The sequence below is a fragment of the Streptomyces sp. AC555_RSS877 genome (assembly GCF_019049245.1).
In the GTDB taxonomy this organism is placed as follows: domain Bacteria; phylum Actinomycetota; class Actinomycetes; order Streptomycetales; family Streptomycetaceae; genus Streptomyces.
On sequence record NZ_JAGMUK010000221.1, the window covers coordinates 87,527 to 106,908 of the forward strand.

Below are 19,382 nucleotides of genomic sequence, written 5' to 3' on the forward strand. Positions count from 1 at the left end.
CACCTCGACCGAGGCGTCGCGTCCCGCTCCCCCTCATGCATGTCTTCTTCAGGGGATGTGAACCATGCACAGCGTGAGACTTCAGTGCCGACAGAGAATCAGGCAGGGCGCTCTGGCCGCCGTGGCCGCCGCCACACTCATGGTCGGCGTCGTCGGCCCGGCGGCCCCCGCCCAGGCGGCGGAGATCACCGACGGCCTGGCTCTCTGGTACAAACTCGACGCCACCTCGGGCACCGTGGCGGCGGACGCCTCCGGCAACGGCCGTAACGGCACCGTCAACGGCACCGCAAGCTGGTCGGGCAACGGGGAGGGGCTCACGTTCAACGGGTCCAGCACCTACATCAAGGTGCCGGACAACATCATGAGCGGTATGAACTCGATCACCGTCTCGATGGACGTGCAGATCGACGCCACCCAGGCCACGCCGTACTTCATCTACGGCTTCGGCAACACCGCGAGCAGCGGCTCCGGCAACGGGTACCTGTTCACCACCGGTAACTCGTTCAGGACCGCGATCGCCTCCGGGAACTCGTCCACCGAGCAGAACACGCGGACCTCCGCCGCGCTGCAGCGCTCGGTCTGGAAACACGTCACCTACACCCAGACCGGCACCACGGGCGTCCTGTACGAGGACGGCGTCGAGAGGGCCCGCAACACCTCGGTCACCCTCACCCCCGGTTCCATCGGGTCCGGCATCACCACGGCCAACTACATCGGCAAGTCGCTCTACACCAGTGACAAGCTCTTCAAGGGCAAGATCCGTGACTTCCGGGTCTACGACCGCGCGCTGTCCCCCGGCGAGGTTCTCGATGTCAGCGGGAACACCACCGGCATCGGCGCGGCCACCCACCCCGACCTGAAGATCGACGCCATCGTCGACGACGCGACCAGCAAAATCACCCTCCCACTGACCGAGGGCACCGACCTCACCACGCTCGCCCCGCAGTTCACCATCGCCCAGGACGCGACCATCAGCCCGGCCTCCGGCACCCCGCGCGACTTCAGCGCGCCCGTGACGTACGAGGTGACCGGCCCGGACGGCGAGAAGCGCACCTGGACGGTCGAGGCGCTGGAAATGAAGAGCCCAGTACTTCCCGGGCTCACCGCCGACCCGAACATCGTCCGGTTCGGCGACACCTTCTACATGTACCCGACCACCGACGGCTTCGCGGGCTGGAGCGGCACGCAGTTCAAGGCGTACTCCTCCAAGGACCTGGTCCACTGGACGGACCACGGCGTCATCCTGGACCTCGGACCCGACGTCAGCTGGGCCGACGCCCGGGCCTGGGCCCCGACGATGGCCGAGAAGAACGGGAAGTACTACTTCTATTACTCCGCCGACACGAACATCGGCGTCGCGGTCTCCGACTCGCCCACCGGCCCGTTCACGGACCCCCTGGGCAAGCCGCTGATCGCCCGTGGCGCCTTCAGCGGCCAGATGATCGACCCGGCGGTCTTCACCGACGATGACGGGAAAAGGTACCTCTACTGGGGCAACGGCCGGGCGTACGTCGTCCCGCTCAACGACGACATGGTCTCCTTCGACGCCTCCAAGGTCACCGACATCACCCCCAGCGGCTACAACGAGGGCACCTTCGTCATCAAGCGCAAGGGCACCTACTACTTCATGTGGTCGGAGAACGACACCCGGGACGAGAACTACCGCGTCGCCTACGCCACCGGCTCCTCACCCACCGGGCCCTGGACCAAGCGAGGCGTGATCCTCGAAAAGGACCTCACGCTCGGCATCAAGGGCCCGGGCCACCACTCCGTCGTCCAGGTGCCGGGCACCGACGACTGGTACATCGCCTACCACCGCTTCGCCATCCCCGGCGGTGACGGCACCCACCGCGAAACCACCATCGACAAGCTGGAGTTCGACTCAGGCGACCTGATCAAGAAGGTCGCGCCCACCTTGAGCAGCATCGACCCGGTCTCCGTCGGCACCGTCCTGCCGACGCATACCAACCGCTCGCTCCAGTCGGTCAACTTCACCGGCCGCTACACCGCCGTCCGCTCCGACAGCCTCGGCTACCTCGACCCGGTGACCTCCTCCAGCACCACGGCGGTCAAGCAGAGCGCCACCTTCACCATCGTCCCCGGCCTGGCCGACCCCACCTGCTACTCGTTCCGCGACTCCTCCGGCCGCTACCTGCGCCACAAAGACTTCCGGGTCCGCGCCGACGCGAGCAACGGCACGTCCGTCTTCACCAAGGACGCCACCTTCTGTGCCCGGCCGGGTTCCGTCACCGGCTCGGTCAGCCTGGAGTCGTTCAACTACCCCGGCCGCTACCTCCGCCACTCCAACTACGAGCTGCGCATCGACACCTTCCAGGACACCGCCACGTTCCGCGCCGACAGTTCCTTCAAGGCGGTCAACCCCTGGGCCTGACCGACCCCCTGACTCGACAAAAGGGCGGCGCCCCGGCTGGGGTGCCGCCCTGTCGTTCTGCCCGGTCGGGCAGGTGGAGACCCCGACGGGATTCGAACCCGTGCAACTCGCTTCGCAGGTTTGTCGGTGCTGGTCAGGGCGTGATCCGGATGCGGTCACCCATCTCCGCCCCGAGTTGTTCGGCCTCCCTCGTGTGCTCTTGCAATGGCGCCCTTCCCCCTGCGCTCTCTGCCCGCGCTCGGGCAGTGCGTGGCGGCGCAGCGCGTCCGCGCGGTCGGTGCTCCCAGGTGAAGTCGGGGAGTTCACGGCCGAAGTGGCCGTACGCCGCGGTCTGGGCGTAGATCGGGCGGAGCAGGTCGAGGTCGCGGATGATCGCGGCCGGGCGTAGGTCGAAGACCTCGGTGATGGCCTTCTGAATTGCCTCCTGGGAGTACGGGGTGGTGCCGAAGGTCTCGACGAACAGGCCGACGGGCTCGGCCTTGCCGATCGCGTACGCCACCTGGACCTCGCAGCGGGAGGCGAGGCCCGCGGCGACGACGTTCTTCGCCACCCAGCGCATCGCGTACGCCGCGGAGCGGTCGACCTTGGACGGGTCCTTGCCCGAGAAGGCACCGCCGCCGTGGCGGGCCATGCCGCCGTACGTGTCGATGATGATCTTGCGGCCGGTCAGCCCGGCGTCACCCATCGGGCCGCCGATCTCGAAGCGGCCGGTCGGGTCGACCAGCAGACGGTAGCCCTCGGTGTCCAGCTTGATGCCGTCGTCCAGCAGGGCCTTCAGCTCCGGCTCCACCACGAACTCGCGGATGTCGGGCGCCAGGAGCGAGTCCAGGTCGATGTTTGACGCGGGCTGCGAGGAGACGACGACCGTGTCCAGGCGGACCGCCTTGTCGCCGTCGTACTCGATGGTGACCTGGGTCTTCCCGTCGGGACGCAGGTACGGGATCGTGCCGTTCTTGCGGACCTCGGGCAGGCGCTTCGACAGGCGGTGCGCCAGGAAGATCGGCAGCGGCATCAGCGTCGGCGTCTCGTCCGTCGCGTATCCGAACATCAGGCCCTGGTCGCCGGCGCCCTGCCGGTCCAGCTCGTCCGCCTCTCCACCTGCGGCAGCACCCTCGACCCGGGCCTCGTACGCCGCATCCACGCCCCGCGTCCTGCTCGCCGTCGTGATGGCCCTGTCCTGGTGGGGAGGACCACATCCTGCCGACGTCGCCGACCGAGCCGGCCGAACCACCCGCCGAGTCTCCGTTCACCCCGGCGGCCCCTGCCCAGCTCCCACAACTCCTCGGTGTTGACACCGCGTTGCAAGGGAGGATGCCGGGCGTTGACTGGCAACACGGCGTAGGGCCATGCCACTCCGGATCATTTCGGGCGCAGCATTCCGCCTTCCCGCTTCGCCCGGCCCCCGCGGAAATCACCTTCTGCTGATCCGGGGGTCAGGCCACCAGCCCGGGGAGGGGTTCGGAGTCGTCGATGAAGGCGCGGGCCACATCGGACAGTCGCCGGTTGTGGGCGCGGGCGTAGCCGCGCAGCGCGGTGAACGCCTGTTCCATGTCGATGCTCTGCCGTTCGGCGAGTTTGCCCTTGGCCTGCTCGATCAGTACGCGGCTGTTCAATGCCGTCTGCAGTTGTTCGTTGAGGACGGTGCTGCGGTGGGTGGAGCGTTGCTGTAGGAGGCTGATGGTGGCGACGTCGGCCAGGGCCTGGGCGATGAGTGTGGCGGGCGGGTCGAAGGGGCCCGGGGCGGCGCGGAAGAGGTTCAGCGCACCGACGGTCTCGTCCCGCAGACGCATGGGCAGGGCCTGGACGGCGCCGAAGCCGCTGCGGTGGGCCGCTGTTGCGAAATGCGGCCAGCGGTCGACCTCCCGGGTCAGATCGGGGACGATCACCGGTGCGCCGGTACTGAAGCACTCCAGGCAGGGGCCCTCGTCGTTCTGGAGCTGGAAGAGCTCCAGCAGGCGCACCTGTTCGTCGGAGGCGGCCATCACGCGCAGTTTGCCGTCCCGGTCGGCGAGCAGCACCCCGGCGGCGCTCGCATCGAGCATGCTCACGCAGCGGTCGGTCAGCAGGCGCAGGAAATCGATGAGGTCGAAGTCGGCGACCAGGTTGTCCGCCAGCTCGACGAAGGTCTTGGCCAGGAGCTGCTGATTCATCGTGTCACCCTCGATTGAGACTAGTCCCGCCGAGAGGGGGCGGGAAGCGCAGCACGCTTATCGTCCGGAGCCGGTGCGTCAGTCGTCATCGTCCGTCCGTTTCGGTTCCGTGTCCGGGGAGAATCGAAGCCGGTGGGCCACCACGTCGGCGAGCTGGCGCCCTTGTGTATAGGCGTAGGCGCGCAGCCGGACGAAGGCTTCGTCGATGCCGACTTCGAGCTGGACGGTGAGGATGCCGGTGGCCTGGTCGATCTCCGCCCGGTATCCGCCCAGGTCCTCGAAGCCGTGGTCCGGTGACGGTGCGCCGGCCTGCGCGCCCGTCTCGTCGATCCGCGCGTCGAGCAGGAGCAGCGTCGCGAGATCGGCGAACGCCAGCGCGTCGGCCAGCTCCTCCGCGTTCAGCACGGTCGGCACGTCGGCGTACAGGTCGAGGACTCCCGGGCTGATCGCCCCGATCTGCAGGGGGAGCGCGAAGACGGCGCGTGCCCCGGCTTCCAAGGCCGCGTCGGCGAACACGGGCCAGCGGTCCTGCAGCCCGCCGGTCAGCAGATCGGGGGACAGGACGGCCGAGCCGTGGGTTAAGGCGTCCACGCAGGGGCCCTCGCCCAGGGTGAGCTGAAGCTCCTTTAGCTGCTCGCTGATGGTGTCGGTGCTGCACAGCGGATGGCTTGCGGTGGTCTTGGACATCGCCGATACCCCGGCTCCGCCGACCGGCAATGCGGCCACGGCCGCGGTGCACACGTCCACCACACCGACCGGAGTGCCGCGTCGGGCCGCCTGCTCGGCGACCAGCACCATGCACCAACGGCTGGCACCTGACTGTTGTGCTGTCAGGCCCGGACCGGTCCGGGGCATTCGGGAGCGGTCAGCGGGCCGGGTGCCGGGGGGAGCGCCAGATGGAGCGGGCCGCCAGGTAGAGCAGATCGGCGATGAGAAGCAGTACGCCGATGGACATCAGGTAGAGCATGCCGTCGACGGCCGCGCCGATGGCGACCAGAGCGATTCCGGCGATGAGCAGGGTCAGGAAGAGGACCATGACGGGATCTCTCCTGGAAAGCCGTGCGAGTTCTGTGTGGTCTCTCGGTACGGCACGACACGCTGTGCCTGTGCCCGATGTCGCGTCGGCCGAGAAGTGGTACGCGACGGCCCCGGCGCACGAGGCCGCCAAGGGCCGGTGTCTTCGCGCACGCCGCCAGCGAAGCGAGTGCGCCAGGCAGTGTGCTGGTCGTTCAATCCTCCGCGTGCGCTCGGTTCCAGGAATCCTGGGCGCCTCGCAGCCGACACCCCATGAGGCTTGGCCCAGGGGGTCCTAGGTGGCGCGTTGGGCGCGGTGGCGGGCTTCCCGGAGTCGGATCTTTGAGGGGAGGCGGTCCAGGCCGGCCGAGTCTCGTGCGTGTGCGAGTGTTTCGCGGCTCAGCTGCCCAAGGGCCCGCGCTGGATCGGCGTGAGGCTCCAACAGCAGCCGCACGCGTGCAGTGGGGGCGGTACGTCGGCCCGTCAGCCGGACATGAGCCCGCGAGACCCCGTCCAGGGCCTGCGCCTCTTCCTCGATGACGTTCTCCAGTGTGCGGCCGTTGAGTCGGGCTGCCGCGCCGTCTTCGCTGTCGACGAGGACCTGGTCCAGGCGGTGTCTGCGTTGCGCGAGGAGCCACCACAGCAGCAGGGCGAGCAGCACGGCGAGCACCGCGATGACGGTCGGCCACCACCAGTCCTCTTCCCGCCACCGGGTGCGTCCCTCGGTGCCCAGCACCACATCGTCCGGCCCACGGAAGGGCCACCAGCCCGGCACGTCGAAATCCCAGTGGCGCTGCAGGTCCAGTGCGCCCAGCAGTACGCCGCCGCCCAGGGCGAACAGTCCGAGGCCGAGCAGTGCGAGCAGCACCCGGTTCGCCGTCTTGAGCATCGGATCACCTCAGCCCTTCTTGGGGCGCCGGACGCGCACGGACAGTGTGGGTTGCCGGGCCAGGCCCAAGGAGGTCATGGCTTCGCCCAGCTCGGTGTGCAGGTCCCCGCGGACCTCCTCGAGGTCGCGGAAATGTGCCCGGGCCCGGGCTTTGACCTTCCGGCGGCCGACATTGACCTGTGCCGACTGGACGCCGGGTACCGGCATGGCCCGGTCGCGCAGAACCAGGGCGGCCGCGCGGCGGTCGAGCCCGGCGCGGACGTCCTCTGTCCCAGGGATACCGGTGGGCCGCCGCATGGGCAGCAGCCGGCGCAGTCCCGGCGTCACCGCCAGCAGGAAAAGCCACAGGCCGAGGGCCATCGCCACCGAGGCCCCGACGATCATCCAGACGTCGTCCAGGGGCCGTGTGGCCAGTTCCTCGGCGAGCCGCCGCCGCCAGCGCATCGCATTCCAACCTGCCCGCACCGCGACCACGTCGTACAGGAGAAATCCGACGGCCGCGGCGGACAGCAGGGCTGCCAAGGCCGCGGGGATCCGCCGCCCGGACCAGAAACGGTGCGTCGGCCGACCTGATCCGTCGATCGCCTTCGTGGCGCCCCCTGCCGCCCCCGGGGTGCCGTCGGCGGACGGAGCCGCCTGTCCCGAACCGGAGGAGAGGTCGCTGTCACCGGTCGGCTGCCGCGAGGTGTTCGCGCTCATCTCACCCTCTCCTGGTCCGTGTGCCGCGTATGCGCCGAGTGCAGCCTCTCGACCGACACCGCGAGGTCGGACACCTCCATGCCGGCCCATGTCCTCATCCGTTCGATGACCGCTTGGCGCACCGCGGCGCACTGCTCCCCGATGTCGGACGGATAACCGAGCTCGACGGCGATGCGCAGCCGCGCCTCGCCGAGCACCGCCTGCCATCCGGCCGCAGACTCGGCGTCTCGTCCTGCGCCGGTCCGTTCCGGCGCCCGCCGTACGGATGTGCTCACGTGTGGCGTCCGGCGGCCGGGAGGTACATGGCCGGCCGACTCGGCGAACCGGCTCAGCGCCTCGCGCGCCACCCGGGCAGCGATCTTCGCGACGACCCGGTCGGTGACGATGGTCGCCCCGCGCTCCCCGCGGGGGACGCCCGGACGCTCATCGGCTTCCCCGCTCACCGCCGCCAGTCTCCCCGAGCCTGTCGCCGGTCATCTCGGATCCGATCCTGCCGGTCCCGGCGACGGACGAAGTCGCCCGGTTCGAGATCACCTTCAGTGAACCGCCCGATGGCGAGACCGACGAGGCCCAGCACCAGAACCAGTAGGAAAGCCCAGAAGTCACCGAAATACGCGGCGAAACCCAGCGCCATTCCGGCCATCAAGCCCACCACGGCCCTGCTCATTTCGCGCTCCTTCACTCAAGTGGGCTGTTCCGCCCCGGCTACTGGACCCGCTGCCGCTCCTCCCTTTCGTCCTCTTCGTCATCCGGCAGTTTCACGTCGCTGACCGTGATGTTGACTTCCACGACTTCCCGGCCCGCCATCCGCTCCACCGCGGAGATCACGTTCTCCCGCACCGCGGCGGCCACGTCCGTGATCGAGACGCCGTAGTCGACGACGAGCTCCAAATCGATGGCCGCCTGCAGCTCACCGACCTCGACACTGACCCCGCGGGTGACGGACTTGCCACTGCCGGCGCCGGGCATCCGCTCTCGCACGGATCCCATCGAGCGGGCGAATCCGCTGCCCAGGGCGTAGACGCCGAGCACGTCCCGTGCCGCCATTCCGGCGATCTTCTCCACCACCACTTCGGCGATGGTCGTCCGGCCGCGAGAACCGGGCGCAGCGCCGAGCTTGACGCCAGTGTTCGCAGTCATTGGAGTATTCCTCCCTAATGAGGCAATAAAGCACCCATTGCTCGGATTATAGTCTTTTTAGCACTTTTTGCCCGTCTGTAGAGCGTGAGACGGGGTGGTCCGACGAGTGGCCTGAAGCCCCCGCCCCGACCTCTCGCGGACACCCGGGCAGAGCGCCGCGGAAGAGAACCGCGGCCGTGGAGAAGGAGGGTGAGAGGCCAGTGACCGAGGCATGGACGCAGGCAGTACGACGCCGGCTCGAGCTGGGCCGTCTCCTCCCGCTCGGCGGGCCCCACGACGGGACGTGGATCACCGAGCAAGCGGCCGTCCAGGCCCTCGGGCGCACTGCCGCCGAGGTCCCCGGTGTCCGGCTGGAGTCCCTGCGCATCGGGTCGGCGCCGCTCCAACCCGTGTCCGAGCCGGCCGTCCGTCCGCCGGCCAGCGCGCTACCGCCTGGCCCGCTCACCATCGAGGCCGCCTTCACAGCATCCCTCGTGCGGCCGCTGCCGGAGACCGCCGACGAATTGAGGAGCGCGCTGCTGGGCGCGGCCGCTGAACAGCTCGGGCTGGCCACGGTGACGGCTGACATGCGCGTAACGGATCTCCGTGAGGTCCCGGAGGCAGGCATGACGTCTCGGACCGCGGCGACGGCCATGAGGCCCACGCCGGAAGGTGCGGTCGCGCGGAGCTCGCCCCCGGTGACCGGAACAGGGTCCATGCGGGGACTCGTCAGGGAGCTGGCGGACGTCGCCGCGGGTGTGCCGGGCGTCGCCCGCCTCACCGCCGTGCTGGGCAGCCGCCCGGTCAGGGTGGAGGACCATGATGATCCACCCGGCCGACACATCGAGGTTCACCTCGCGGTCGGCCCCGGACACCATCCACTGAAAGTCGCCCGCGCCGTCCGGGAGGCGGTAGCCGAGGCAGCCACCACTGACACCCCGGGCCCGGCCACCGTCGCCGTCCTCATCACGGAAACCGCGGCCTGGCGACGGACCTCGCCGGTCACCGTGATGAGTGCCCCTCAGTGATCGGCCGGCCCCCCTTCACCGGCCGTCCCAGGTTCTTCCCTGAAAGTGCGCGGACCGCTTCGCCAGCCCTGTCCTGTCCTGTCCTGTCCTGTCCTGTCACGGTGTGAGACCTGCCTGGCAGGGAAACGGGAAACCGCATGCAGACAGAGGGCCTGCGCTGCCACTCGCAGACGGAGCAGGCGTCTTCCCTTCTCCGCGGTCGCGCGATGCGCATCCCGCAGCTGCGCAAGGCCCGGACCATCGTCCGCCGCTGGTGCGAGGAAACGGAGCTGGGCTACGGCGCCGTTACCTGGCCAGGCCCTCGCCCCGCACTCACGCCCGGCGTCATCGCCCGGGAGTGGTCCGTCCCGTCCTCGACGCGGCGGAGGCGTCGGTGAGGTCGGCTCCGGTGTCGGCGTCCCGCTGGGAGTGTTCGGTGCCGTGCCAGTCCAGGCACATGACGGTCGCGTCGTCCTGCAGGTGACCGTGGTGGGCGTCGACGACCGCCGCGATGAGGGTGCGGGCGGCCTCGCGGGGATGCAGCGCGCGGGTGCGCACGATCAGGTCGGACAGGTCGAGGCTGCCTGCGTTGCGCTCCAGCATGCCGTCGGTCAGCATCACCAGCCGGTCGCCCGGCCGCAGGTCCAGAGACTGGACCCGGTAGGCGTGAGGGGCAGGGAAGCCGAACGGCATGTCGATCTTCGGAGTGATCTCCCGCACCTGTCCGTTCCGCATCAGCAGCGGCCAGGGGTGCCCGGCGTTGACGAACTCGGTGGTGCCGTCGATCAGGCTGATGCGCAGGAGCTGGCCGGTGACGTAACCCCGGCGGCCGTGCTCACGCATGGCCTGGTCGGCCTGTCGGGCCTGATCGGCGAGGTCGCCACCGGCCCGCCGTGCCCGGCGCAGGGCACCCACCAGAAGGGTGGCCAGCAGCGCGGCGTCGACATCGTGCCCCATGGCATCGGTGACGGAGAGCTGGACCGTGTCACGGTCGATCACGTAGTCGAAGGTGTCACCCCCGACGTGGTCGGCCGGCTCCAGCGCCCCGGCGACCGCGAACTGCGCCGCCTCACACGCCAGCGAAGCCGGAAGCAGCCGGTGCTGGATCTCCGCGGCCAGACTCAGGGGGACGGTACGGCGGCCCCACTGGTACACGTCGGTGTAGGACCGGTTCGCGATGACGATGTACGCCAGGGCGTGCGCGGTCTCGCCGATCTCCCGCATCACCTCCGCGTCCGGCGCCGCGGGCAGGAACAGTTCGAGGAGCCCGATGGCATCCCCCCGGTTGGTCACCGGGGCGACGATCCGGACCAACGGGCCGTCGCCCTTGTCCTCCACGCTCGGCCGCTGGGTGCGGATCACGTCGTCGTACAGGGTGCCCCGCAGCGTGATGCGCCGGGCGGGCTCATCGGTGTCGACGCTGCCCGCCGCCCCCAGCCGTACGACCGAGCCGCCGGTGAAGTCGGTGATCAGGAACGACACCGACGCGGCGCCGAGGTGCTCCTTGAGCATGCGGGCGACCACGTCGAGCGACTCCACGGGCGCCGCGGCCTCCGCCGCCTCCAACGTCCCCGCCAGAGTCATCGCCCTGCCCCGGCGACTCCCGCCCCCGGGAGGGCGAGAGGCCCGCCCGCCGTCCGGCCCTCTTGCGGTCACGTCGGTTCCTCACTGCTCGATGACGCTCAGGCCTCCACCAAGGCCCCCCTCGCCCGCCAGTCTCTCCGATGTGCGGTCGAGGACCCGAGTCACGCGATTGGGCTTGCCTCCGAACGCGGTCATGTGGCTGCCAGGAGGATGGCCGTGTAGTGCGCGGTGAAGGCGGCGATGGTCAGGGCGTGGAAGACCTCGTGGAAGCCGAACCAACCCGGTGAGGGGTCGGGGCGCTTGAGCCCGTAGACGACGGCGCCCGCGGTGTAGAGCAGACCGCCGGCGACGACGAGTACGACGACCGCGGTGCCGCCGGTGCGCGCGAAGTCGGGCAGGTTGAAGACAGCCACCCAGCCCAGGGCGATGTAGCACGGGGTGTACAGCCACCTCGGGGCCCCGATCCACAGGATGCGGAAGGCGATGCCGGCCAGCGCGCCCGCCCACACCATGGCCAGCAGCACCCGCTGCTGACCCGCGGGCAGCAGCAGTACCGCCAGAGGTGTGTAGGTGCCGGCGATGATCAGGAAGATGTTCGCGTGGTCCAGCCGCCGCAGGACCGCCTCCCCGCGCGGGCCCCACGTTCCGCGGTGGTAGACCGCGCTGGTGCCGAACAGCAGACAGGCCGACAGCGCGTACACCGAGCAGGCCGCCACTGCCGCCGCCGTGCGTGAAACGGCGATCAGGAGGATGCCGCCGACCAGCGCCAGAGGGAACACGCCGGCGTGCAGCCAGCCGCGCAGCCTCGGCTTCAGCGCAGCCGCCGCGCGCTCCGCCCCGCTTTCCGGGCCGGCGGCTGTCTGCCCGGCAGTCAGCTGGTCTGTTGTGCCCGCAGGCGCATCGACCGCCGGGGGGCACAGGGCGTCGGGCGTGCCGCCGGGGCGGGGCTGGGGATCGCGTCCGTGTGCCGGCGGCTGAGTGTCTTCGGCGATCATGCGCTCGTCTTCTGAAATCGGCGGAACAGTGCGGCCTGGCCCGGCACTGCGGACCGCGGGTCAGATACCGGCCGTGTGCCGGGTTGCGGTGCGGCGGTACTCGGCGTTGATGCGCCGGGCTTCTTCGAGCTGATCCTCGAGGATGATGATGCGGCAGGCGGCCTCGACGGGCGTCCCGTGGTCGACGAGTTCCCTGGCACGGGCGGCGATCCGCAACTGGTAACGGGAGTAGCGGCGGTGGCCGCCCGGGGAGCGCAGCGGGGTGATGAGGCGGGCCTCGCCGATGGCGCGCAGGAAGCCCTGCGTGGTGCCGAGCATCTCCGCGGCCCGGCCCATCGTGTAGGCGGGGTAGTCGTCGTCGTCGAGACGGCCGAAGGAATCGTCTGCTGTCACTTGCACCTCTTCTGGGCCCGGGGAACGTGTGGAGGGCCCTGGCGCCGTACGGCGCCAGGGCCCGAAGGAACTGCTACACCATCTGCCGGCCCTCATGCTGCGCCGGCCCTCTGTTTCCGCAGACCCGACCGAGATGCGGTCGGGGATGTCGGGATCGCGGTTGCTCGACCGGAGACCACCTCACTGTCGATGTCCTGCGGTACCCGGGCTCAAGACTTCCGCCCGGGCGATCCTGATGGCGCTCGGCTCCTCCGTTTCATCCCTCGGAGATCAACTGCTTGCCAAACGGGGGACTGCGTACTGCTGGTACTGCCTGTACTGCTCCACTACGAACTGCTGGTGATGCTGGTACTTCCTACTGCTGTACTGCGCACTGCTGAAGTGGCCTGAGACAGCACCACCGTCACTCTCCGGCAGCCAGCCCCGTCGCCCGTCCTGCGTCTGCTCTGGCTTGGAACCCCACTGCCGGACCTCCCGATGCGCGCGCCCGCAGCCGACGCCTTCACCGAGGTACCGCTCACTCACTTCACTGCTGGTCCTGCTCACAGCGGCCCCTGATCACTGCGGGCCACCCGGTCCGGTCGTCAGCCCCGTCGCCGTCCTGCAACAACCCTGGCTTCGAAACTCCACCACCGAACCGCCCTGCGAACTGCAACTACCCACTTCTGACCGGCAGTTCGTGTCTGCCAGGCCCTGCGGTCCTTCTGGCTACGAGAGAAACCATAACCACACCACCACCCAATGTCTACTCCAGCTGACATAGATATTCGCGCGTTCCACGGCGAGGTAATCCGCCTCGAACGGCGATGGAGGACCGGGCGCAGACGATGAGAGACCAGGGTGACCTGAGAGATGTTCGTTTCGCGATTCACCACTACGATCACCGGCCATGGACTGGCTCGAACGCACCGCGAAGCTGAGGCAGTGGGCCAGAAACGGGATGCGCGCTCCTCACAAGCCGCTGCTGCTCCTGTATGCGCTCGGTCGATTCCAGGAAGACGCCGAGGGCGAACTGCGGTACAGCGCTGTCGAGGCAGACCTCCAACGACTGCTGACCGAGTACGGGCCTCCCCACAAGACGACACCCGCCTACCCTTTCCACCACTTGGTCAACGACGGCGTGTGGGAAGTACGTACCGACCGAGGAAACGGCAGCCCCGGAACCGGACTCCGAGAGCTTCGGGAAGCGGGTGCCGCCGGACGACTCGCACCCGAACTGAGGGCCGCACTGCGATGCGACCGCCAACTGCTCACCCGGATCGCCCGTTTACTGCTCGACCTTCACTTCCCGCCCTCGCTTCACGGCGAGTTGTGCGAAGCCGTCGGCCTGGAACTGGAGCCGACGGAGATCGAACGGCTCTCGACGGCGCGGAGACGGCGGGACCGGCGGATGCGGGAGCTGGTGCTGACCGCCTACGAGTACCGGTGTGCCTTCTGTGGCTACGACGGCAGGATCGGCGCGGTGCCGGTCGGGCTGGAAGCCGCGCACGTGCGCTGGTGGGCCTTCGACGGCCCGGACGACGTCGACAACGGACTGTGCCTGTGCTCGCTGCACCACAAGCTCCTCGACAAGGGTGTCCTCGGTATCGGATGGCGGTCCCCCCGCCCGAGCCGAACCGAGATCGGGGGAGGTCACCACATCCTGGTGTCGCAGCGCTTCGTCGGCAGCAGCCCCGTCGCCCGCGAACAGGTCATATCGCTCGCGGGCCGCCCCCTCATCGGCCCGCAGCCGGGCGCCCGGCCCGTCGCCGCGGCCCACCGCGCCTGGCACACCAGCCAGGTCTTCCACGGCACTCCGCGCGCTGCCACTGCGGTCTGACAGATCCCCGCACAGAGACGTCGGGCGACCACGCGCAGCCGCAACGGCCAGGCACAGCCGACCTATGCGTGGGCGGACAACCACGGTCGACAGCGGGGCCACCACGCCCCATACGCGTTCGTCATCGGTCGGCTCGCTCACCGTCGTGGTGCCGGCCGCCGGCCGAGTGCGGCGAGAAGCCCAGGCCCACCGGTAGCCTTCGATGCCGGTCACCACAGGTGAGGGGCACCAAGTGATGCAGGGCAGCAGCCCGGACTATGAGGTGGGCGACATACTCCGGGTGTCGTGTGCGCCGGTCCCGGCCCGGGTTACTGGGGTATCGAGGTCCTATGTGTCGATCGAGTGGCCATGGGGAGAAGTCGATCCTGACTCGCAGTACGGCTGGAACGGCCGATTCGCCCTTCCTGTCGAGCCCGACGGCTGGGAGTGGTCACTCTTCCGAACGGAAGGGGATCCACGGGGCCTGGAGCCGGATGACACATGCCTCGTCGGCATCCCGGAGACGCTGGTGCGCGTCATCGATGTCGGGCACTACGACCCGCCCATGGACACCGGTCGGCTTCCTCGGCCACAGACCTTGCTGATCGTGCTTCCCGTCGATCGCCCCGGTGTCGAAGGGGGCAGCGAAGACGAGGGGGACACGATCGAGCTGGACTCCGCTGCGCCCATCGTGATGGAGCGGGTCTCGCACAACAGATCCGGCTAGGCCGCCCGCACGGTCGGCAGCACGTCGCGAGACCAACTGCGCTGGTCTGGCACGTGAAGCCCTGTGCCGGAACCGTGCCAGATCGTACGGGGAACACCGGGGAACACCGGGGAACACCGAGGAGCCAAACGACGCCCCGCCAGACACCGACACTGCTGTTCTCCCTGATCTCCGGCATCACGACACGACCCCGGCTCATCCAACGGCGCAGGTCGTCGACCGCGCTCAGGGCGGCCTCGCGCCCCGACTCCGCGTGTTGCCACGTGATCGAGGTCCGCCAGGAGGAGCGGGGACGTAATCAGGAGGCCGCCGCCATGATCGTCTCGTCGCGCCCCTGTGCTGCGGGTGAGTCGAGTCGAGAGCGGCCAGGAGGCCTGAAGCATCCGCGATGACGACGATCATCCGGCAGTTCCGGAGTCCGTCTCGCGGAGGGCCGCGTCGGCGACCGCGTCACGGCGGGCGCCGGCTGTTGCTCGGTTGGTTGTCCGGGAACCACCCCGGGATTGTCCGTGATCGGTAACGGACGCATCCCGTGGTCGCCGTTGCTCGTCCTGCCAGTTGGTCGCAAGGCGATCAGGGAATCGGCGAGGAACTGCGTGGAAGCGGGGCGGACATGGCACGACACGGCGGCGGGCGGGGCTGGTACGGCAAGGTGCTCGGCGCGGCGTGCGGGGTGACGTTGCTCGCCGTCGGTGCCTCGATGTGGACCGCGCAGGCCGGCGTCGTGAGCGGCTCGTCGCCGAAGGCGACCGTGTCGGCCAGGCCGGCCGGCGACGTCAAGCCGGTCGCGGTGGACATCGCGCACGCCTCGGACCAGGGGGCGCGCGGCGTCAATCTCACCATCGACGACGGCCCCGACCCCGTGTGGACCCCTCAAGTGCTGGACGTGCTGCGGGAGTACGGGGTGAAGGCCACGTTCTGCATGGTGGGGACGCAGGCGCAGGCCCACCCGGACCTCGTGAAGAAGGTGGTCGCGGACGGGCACCGGCTGTGCGACCACTCGGTGTCGCACGACACGACCATGGACAAGAAGTCCGAGGCCTTCCAGTCGAAGCAGATCCTCGACGCCGAACGCATGATCACCGAGGCGTCCGGGGGCGTACGGCCGATGTACTACCGGGCGCCCGGCGGGGCGTTCACCCCGTACAGCCGCACGCTCGCCGCCTCTCGCGGCATGCGTCCGCTGGGCTGGAACGTGGACACCAAGGACTTCGAGCAGCCGGGCGCGGACGCCATCGTCGCCACCGTCGAGCGGGAGCTGCCCAACGGTCCGACGGTTCTCCTGCACGACGCGGGAGGCGACCGCTCCGAGACCGTCGAGGCCCTGCGTCGGCTCATCCCCCGGCTCGAGGAGCAGGGCTACTCCTTCGGCTTCCCGGTGCGCTGAGCCCGACCCTGGTCGATGACGGCGCGCGCGTACCACCGCCGTGCACGCCGACTCCGCGTCAGGCGGCCGCGGTTCGGGGACGGGGGACGGGGGACGGGGGACGGGCACGATGCTCCACCAGGTGATCCAGCGCAGGCACCACTCCAGGGGGCTGTAGTGGAAGCGGCGCAAATTAGTGGCTGAGGGCGGTCTGGACGGCGAGGATCGCCGCGGCCAGCAGCACGGCGGTGTACCAGCGCGCGAAGTTCTGCCTGAAGGAGAGGAGGCCGGAAACGTCCACGGGATGGTCGGGCCCAGCGGCCGGCGCGCCCGCCAGGTACCCATCGGTGCCGCGCGGGGGCGCGACGGACGGCCGACTCGGGCCGTCCGGTGACGAGACCTGGGCCCCCGCGATTTGTGCAGTGATCGGTTGTCGTGTGCCAGGTTTGCGCCATAGCTCTTCAGCTTGAAGCGCGGTCGTGCGGGCTAAGTCACGAAGACGGTGCCCTGCCGACTGCTATAGCGGCAGGGCACCGAGTGGCTCCGGTCAGGCGGCGGCCTCCTGATCGTCGACGGACTCCGGGAGCTCCTTGACCAGGACCCGGTCCCGTTGCAGGTCCACGGAGAGGATCTCGACCCAGATCATCTCGCCAGGCTCGATGGCGTCGGCGTTGAGGTCGTGGCGCAGCTCCTCCGACATGGCGGTGCAGTGCAGGATGACAGGCCGGCTGCGTCCGGGCAGCTTGAGCAGCACGTAGCCGCCCTGGCCCTCCGGCTTGGTCCGGAGGACCTCGCCGTCGAACCGGTCGCCGGCCGACAGCCCTGCCTCCCGTGAGGCCGGGCTGATCCGCGGGACCGCTGCAAGAGGCCGACTCTGGCGCAGCGGCTTGATGAGACGCAGTGAGATCCGGCGCCGCTCGGTGTCCATACGGACCACCGTGACCTCCACGTCGTCCCCGGGCTCGAGTCGGGCCGCGGACACCACGTCCGACTTGGCGAGCAGACCGTTGACACCGTGCGCCACGTGGACGAAGACGCCGAGCGTGGGATGGACGTTGTGGACGGTGCCGGTGAAAAGTTTGCCCACCGGGTAGTCGGCGCTCAGCACCGGCCAGGGGTTCAGGCTTCCGGCCAGCAGCGTGTACCTCATGTCGCCGCGGGCGTCCATGTCGAAGGCACCCTGGAGGCGGGCGCCGACCTCGTACTTGGTGGTCATGTCCGTCACCAGCCGGGTGTAGTCCACGTCCGCGTTGGACAGCACACCATGCCGGCCGTCGTCCGTCTCGACCACGACGAACTCCCGAGAGGCGGAAACGACGCGGGCAGGCACCGGCACCGTACCGCCGCCGATCATCGGCAGGAGCGTCATCTCGACCACTGTCTCCTCGCGTACCGCCTCCAGTGCCAGGCGCAGCTCCTCACGCATCCGGTTCATGTGGGCGTAGTGCGAGGAGTAGGTGATCGTCCGCAGGTCCTTCACGTCTGCGGGAATCTCCTTGAGGTCCTGCGTGAGGTAGATCATTTTCTTGCCGAGAAGATAGGCCCAGGCGAACTCGATCGACACGTTCACGGACTCATCCGAGAAGACGACCAGGACGATCTCGGCCTGCTGGATGCCCTTCCACACCGGCGTGAGGACGGAGTCTCCGCCGTACAGTGAGTCGGCGCGAACCGCCGTCATCCCCAGGCTGGAGATGAGCGGCACGAGCTCCGACTTGAAGAAGTTGTCGTAGTCGAAGAGCTCGCCGTCGGGCGCCGTCTTGACGCCGAAGGGGGTGGCGACGAAGACGTTGCCGGGAATGGGACGCTCGTCGCGAGTGAGACGGTGGCTGACCATGGTGCCTGCTCCTGTCGGGTGGTGCGCTGGACACTCCGCGGTCGGCGGAGGGGGGTCGGTTCGACCACAACTTGAGAGTGCGCCTGAGGTCCTGACACGGTCATCCGTCGCTTCGCTGACACTTGGCGCCGCTCCGGGCGCGCTGTCAGCCACCGTGTCAGCGAGATGTCAGCCACTGGTGGGTACATCTGCCGCAACCTGTACCAACTGGTTTTTTCAGCTGTAAATTTGACTATGTGCCAGCACCCGATCACGCTTCCGGCCCACCCGTCGGCAGACTGCACATCCGGCTTCTCGGCGCTCTCCAGGTGACCGGCGAGGACGGAGCCCCGCGGAAGTTACCCCCGCAGGGCAGACGAACGTTGCTGCTGAGACTCGCGGTCGCCTCCGACCCGGTGCCCGTCGAGTGGCTGTGCGGGGCACTGGAGCGGAACAGGAGCGCCTTGCACGCGCTCAAGAGTCGACTCGCCAGCGACGGCTACGACGTGGAGCATGTGTCCGGGGGCTACCGCCTCGTCGCCGGGCAGTACAGCGTCGACCTGCACGAGTTCATGGCCGGGATCGACGCTCTTGCCCCGAGCACCCCGGTGAGCGAGCTGGACCGACTGGCTCGGATGTGGAGGGGCGACCCGGCCCGTGAGCACGACGCACTGCCCGAGGAAACCTGGCAGTCCGCTCGGCGCGGGCTGCACAAGCTGGCCAAGGCGTTGTGCGCGATCCCGGAGGCGGAGCGCCCCGCCTCCGCCCAGGCCCTGCCGCGCATCTTCCCGGAGGACCGCGTCCTGCGCGCGCTGACGCCCGCCCCGCCCCGCAAGAACCTGCTCATCGTGGACGACACAGACGCCGACGAACTGGGCGATCGGCTGATGGGCCGCTATGAGGTCATCCCGTTGAAAGGCATGCCGGAGTGGCGGAGCTTCCGCTCCGACCCCCGGCTGCATGAGATGGACGGAGCACTGATCGACCTGCACTTGGACGACCGTGCCACGTCGAACGGCATGGAGATCATCGAGCACCTCTGCAAGCACACCCGGATTCCCACCGCTCTCGTCTCCGCCTACCCGCCCGCCGAAATCGGCGAGTTGAACAGCACCTTCCTCCAGCGGCACCGGCTGCTGCGCGTCGTGCCAAAGGGTAAGAACGGGCGCGAGCTCTACGACCGTCTCGACGAGGTGGCGAAAGAACTGCTCGACGACGCCCCCCGCTACCGGCTTCTGCGGCTGAAGGCGGAACTCGCCCACGCTGTCTTCCGACTGGAGGAGGAGCGGGCTCACCCGCGCAATCGGGCCGCCCGTGCGTCGGCCATCCCCTGGAAGCACAAACAACGCCGCGCCGAAGAGGCGATCGACCACGGTGACGTACTGAAGGCCTCCCGCCTGGTGGGCGAGTTCTGCAACGGAAACTGGAGCTGA

Annotated in this window: 18 protein-coding genes and 2 pseudogenes; 6 read left to right on the forward strand and 14 right to left on the reverse strand. The window is 69.1% G+C overall.

Annotated features, from left to right (window positions below; genetic code table 11):
* Positions 1–121: 121 nt before the first annotated feature.
* A complete protein-coding gene (locus KUM49_RS45560; RefSeq protein ID WP_308407019.1) occupies positions 122–2,392 on the forward strand; it encodes a family 43 glycosylhydrolase in 2,271 nt (756 codons plus the stop codon).
* A gap of 246 nt (positions 2,393–2,638) precedes the next feature.
* On the opposite strand, the pseudogene metK reads toward KUM49_RS45560, so the two are convergent.
* The 9 genes and pseudogenes from metK to KUM49_RS45605 form a co-directional block, all read right to left on the reverse strand.
* A pseudogene (metK, locus tag KUM49_RS45565) lies at positions 2,639–3,539 on the reverse strand (methionine adenosyltransferase); the annotation flags it as partial.
* Between the two features lie 286 nt (positions 3,540–3,825).
* Positions 3,826–4,542, reverse strand: a complete 717-nt coding sequence (locus KUM49_RS45570; protein ID WP_217242876.1) for a GAF and ANTAR domain-containing protein — start codon at positions 4,540–4,542, stop codon at positions 3,826–3,828.
* Positions 4,543–4,620: 78 nt separating this feature from the next.
* A complete protein-coding gene (locus KUM49_RS45575; protein ID WP_217242877.1) occupies positions 4,621–5,340 on the reverse strand; it encodes an ANTAR domain-containing protein in 720 nt (239 codons plus the stop codon).
* Positions 5,341–5,407: 67 nt separating this feature from the next.
* Positions 5,408–5,578 (reverse strand): hypothetical protein, encoded by a 171-nt coding sequence (locus KUM49_RS45580; RefSeq protein WP_217242878.1) that lies wholly within the window; start codon positions 5,576–5,578, stop codon positions 5,408–5,410.
* Between the two features lie 273 nt (positions 5,579–5,851).
* Positions 5,852–6,445: an alkaline shock response membrane anchor protein AmaP gene (amaP, locus tag KUM49_RS45585; protein WP_217242879.1), complete on the reverse strand. Its 594-nt coding sequence runs from the start codon at positions 6,443–6,445 to the stop codon at positions 5,852–5,854.
* A 9-nt stretch (positions 6,446–6,454) separates the two neighbouring features.
* Complete coding sequence (locus KUM49_RS45590; RefSeq protein WP_217242880.1) at positions 6,455–7,144, reverse strand: DUF6286 domain-containing protein; 690 nt, start codon at positions 7,142–7,144, stop codon at positions 6,455–6,457.
* Positions 7,141–7,587, reverse strand: a complete 447-nt coding sequence (locus KUM49_RS45595) for an Asp23/Gls24 family envelope stress response protein (protein ID WP_217242881.1) — start codon at positions 7,585–7,587, stop codon at positions 7,141–7,143. The genes KUM49_RS45590 and KUM49_RS45595 overlap by 4 nt, the downstream gene beginning before the upstream one ends.
* Positions 7,584–7,811, reverse strand: coding sequence for a hypothetical protein (locus KUM49_RS45600; RefSeq protein ID WP_217242882.1), 228 nt, complete (start codon positions 7,809–7,811; stop codon positions 7,584–7,586). Before KUM49_RS45600 ends, KUM49_RS45595 begins: the two co-directional genes overlap by 4 nt.
* A 38-nt stretch (positions 7,812–7,849) precedes the next feature.
* Positions 7,850–8,284: an Asp23/Gls24 family envelope stress response protein gene (locus KUM49_RS45605; protein ID WP_217242883.1), complete on the reverse strand. Its 435-nt coding sequence runs from the start codon at positions 8,282–8,284 to the stop codon at positions 7,850–7,852.
* 200 nt (positions 8,285–8,484) lie between these two features.
* On the opposite strand from KUM49_RS45605, the gene KUM49_RS45610 reads away from it, so the two are divergent.
* Entirely contained in the window at positions 8,485–9,291 is an 807-nt protein-coding gene (locus KUM49_RS45610) for a hypothetical protein (RefSeq protein ID WP_217242884.1), read from the forward strand.
* 324 nt (positions 9,292–9,615) lie between these two features.
* On the opposite strand, the gene KUM49_RS45615 is transcribed toward KUM49_RS45610, so the two are convergent.
* The 3 genes from KUM49_RS45615 to KUM49_RS45625 form a co-directional block, all read right to left on the reverse strand.
* Positions 9,616–10,854 carry a PP2C family protein-serine/threonine phosphatase gene (locus KUM49_RS45615; protein ID WP_217242885.1) on the reverse strand — a complete coding sequence of 413 codons (1,239 nt, stop codon included), beginning with the start codon at positions 10,852–10,854 and terminating at the stop codon, positions 9,616–9,618.
* 191 nt (positions 10,855–11,045) lie between these two features.
* Positions 11,046–11,849 carry a hemolysin III family protein gene (locus KUM49_RS45620; protein ID WP_217242886.1) on the reverse strand — a complete coding sequence of 268 codons (804 nt, stop codon included), beginning with the start codon at positions 11,847–11,849 and terminating at the stop codon, positions 11,046–11,048.
* Between the two features lie 60 nt (positions 11,850–11,909).
* Complete coding sequence (locus KUM49_RS45625) at positions 11,910–12,242, reverse strand: MerR family transcriptional regulator (RefSeq protein WP_217242887.1); 333 nt, start codon at positions 12,240–12,242, stop codon at positions 11,910–11,912.
* Between the two features lie 889 nt (positions 12,243–13,131).
* On the opposite strand from KUM49_RS45625, the gene KUM49_RS45630 reads away from it, so the two are divergent.
* Both KUM49_RS45630 and KUM49_RS45635 read left to right on the forward strand, forming a co-directional pair.
* Positions 13,132–14,061 carry a phosphorothioated DNA-binding restriction endonuclease gene (locus tag KUM49_RS45630; protein ID WP_217242888.1) on the forward strand — a complete coding sequence of 310 codons (930 nt, stop codon included), beginning with the start codon at positions 13,132–13,134 and terminating at the stop codon, positions 14,059–14,061.
* 331 nt (positions 14,062–14,392) lie between these two features.
* Complete coding sequence (locus KUM49_RS45635) at positions 14,393–14,767, forward strand: hypothetical protein (RefSeq protein WP_217242889.1); 375 nt, start codon at positions 14,393–14,395, stop codon at positions 14,765–14,767.
* A 157-nt stretch (positions 14,768–14,924) separates the two neighbouring features.
* On the opposite strand, the pseudogene KUM49_RS50555 reads toward KUM49_RS45635, so the two are convergent.
* A pseudogene (locus KUM49_RS50555) lies at positions 14,925–15,169 on the reverse strand (VapC toxin family PIN domain ribonuclease); the annotation flags it as partial.
* 211 nt (positions 15,170–15,380) lie between these two features.
* Here KUM49_RS50555 and KUM49_RS45640 point away from each other — a divergent pair.
* The gene (locus tag KUM49_RS45640; protein WP_217242890.1) at positions 15,381–16,154 is read left to right on the forward strand and encodes a polysaccharide deacetylase family protein; all 774 of its coding nucleotides are present in this window, start codon (positions 15,381–15,383) and stop codon (positions 16,152–16,154) included.
* Positions 16,155–16,680: 526 nt separating this feature from the next.
* On the opposite strand, the gene KUM49_RS45645 is transcribed toward KUM49_RS45640, so the two are convergent.
* Positions 16,681–17,970, reverse strand: a complete 1,290-nt coding sequence (locus KUM49_RS45645) for a S1 RNA-binding domain-containing protein (protein ID WP_217242891.1) — start codon at positions 17,968–17,970, stop codon at positions 16,681–16,683.
* 236 nt (positions 17,971–18,206) lie between these two features.
* Between KUM49_RS45645 and KUM49_RS45650 the strand changes: the two genes are divergently transcribed.
* Positions 18,207–19,382, forward strand: coding sequence for a hypothetical protein (locus tag KUM49_RS45650; protein ID WP_217242892.1), 1,176 nt, complete (start codon positions 18,207–18,209; stop codon positions 19,380–19,382).

Coding starts and splice junctions, on each gene's coding strand:
- KUM49_RS45570 (WP_217242876.1), bottom strand. CDS start 4,542: ATGAATCAGCAGCTCCTGGCCAAGACCTTCGTCGAGCTGGCGGACAAC.
- KUM49_RS45575 (WP_217242877.1), bottom strand. CDS start 5,340: ATGGTGCTGGTCGCCGAGCAGGCGGCCCGACGCGGCACTCCGGTCGGT.
- KUM49_RS45580 (WP_217242878.1), bottom strand. CDS start 5,578: ATGGTCCTCTTCCTGACCCTGCTCATCGCCGGAATCGCTCTGGTCGCC.
- amaP (WP_217242879.1), bottom strand. CDS start 6,445: ATGCTCAAGACGGCGAACCGGGTGCTGCTCGCACTGCTCGGCCTCGGA.
- KUM49_RS45590 (WP_217242880.1), bottom strand. CDS start 7,144: ATGAGCGCGAACACCTCGCGGCAGCCGACCGGTGACAGCGACCTCTCC.
- KUM49_RS45600 (WP_217242882.1), bottom strand. CDS start 7,811: ATGAGCAGGGCCGTGGTGGGCTTGATGGCCGGAATGGCGCTGGGTTTC.
- KUM49_RS45605 (WP_217242883.1), bottom strand. CDS start 8,284: ATGACTGCGAACACTGGCGTCAAGCTCGGCGCTGCGCCCGGTTCTCGC.
- KUM49_RS45615 (WP_217242885.1), bottom strand. CDS start 10,854: ATGACTCTGGCGGGGACGTTGGAGGCGGCGGAGGCCGCGGCGCCCGTG.
- KUM49_RS45620 (WP_217242886.1), bottom strand. CDS start 11,849: ATGATCGCCGAAGACACTCAGCCGCCGGCACACGGACGCGATCCCCAG.
- KUM49_RS45630 (WP_217242888.1), top strand. CDS start 13,132: ATGGACTGGCTCGAACGCACCGCGAAGCTGAGGCAGTGGGCCAGAAAC.
- KUM49_RS45640 (WP_217242890.1), top strand. CDS start 15,381: ATGGCACGACACGGCGGCGGGCGGGGCTGGTACGGCAAGGTGCTCGGC.
- KUM49_RS45645 (WP_217242891.1), bottom strand. CDS start 17,970: ATGGTCAGCCACCGTCTCACTCGCGACGAGCGTCCCATTCCCGGCAAC.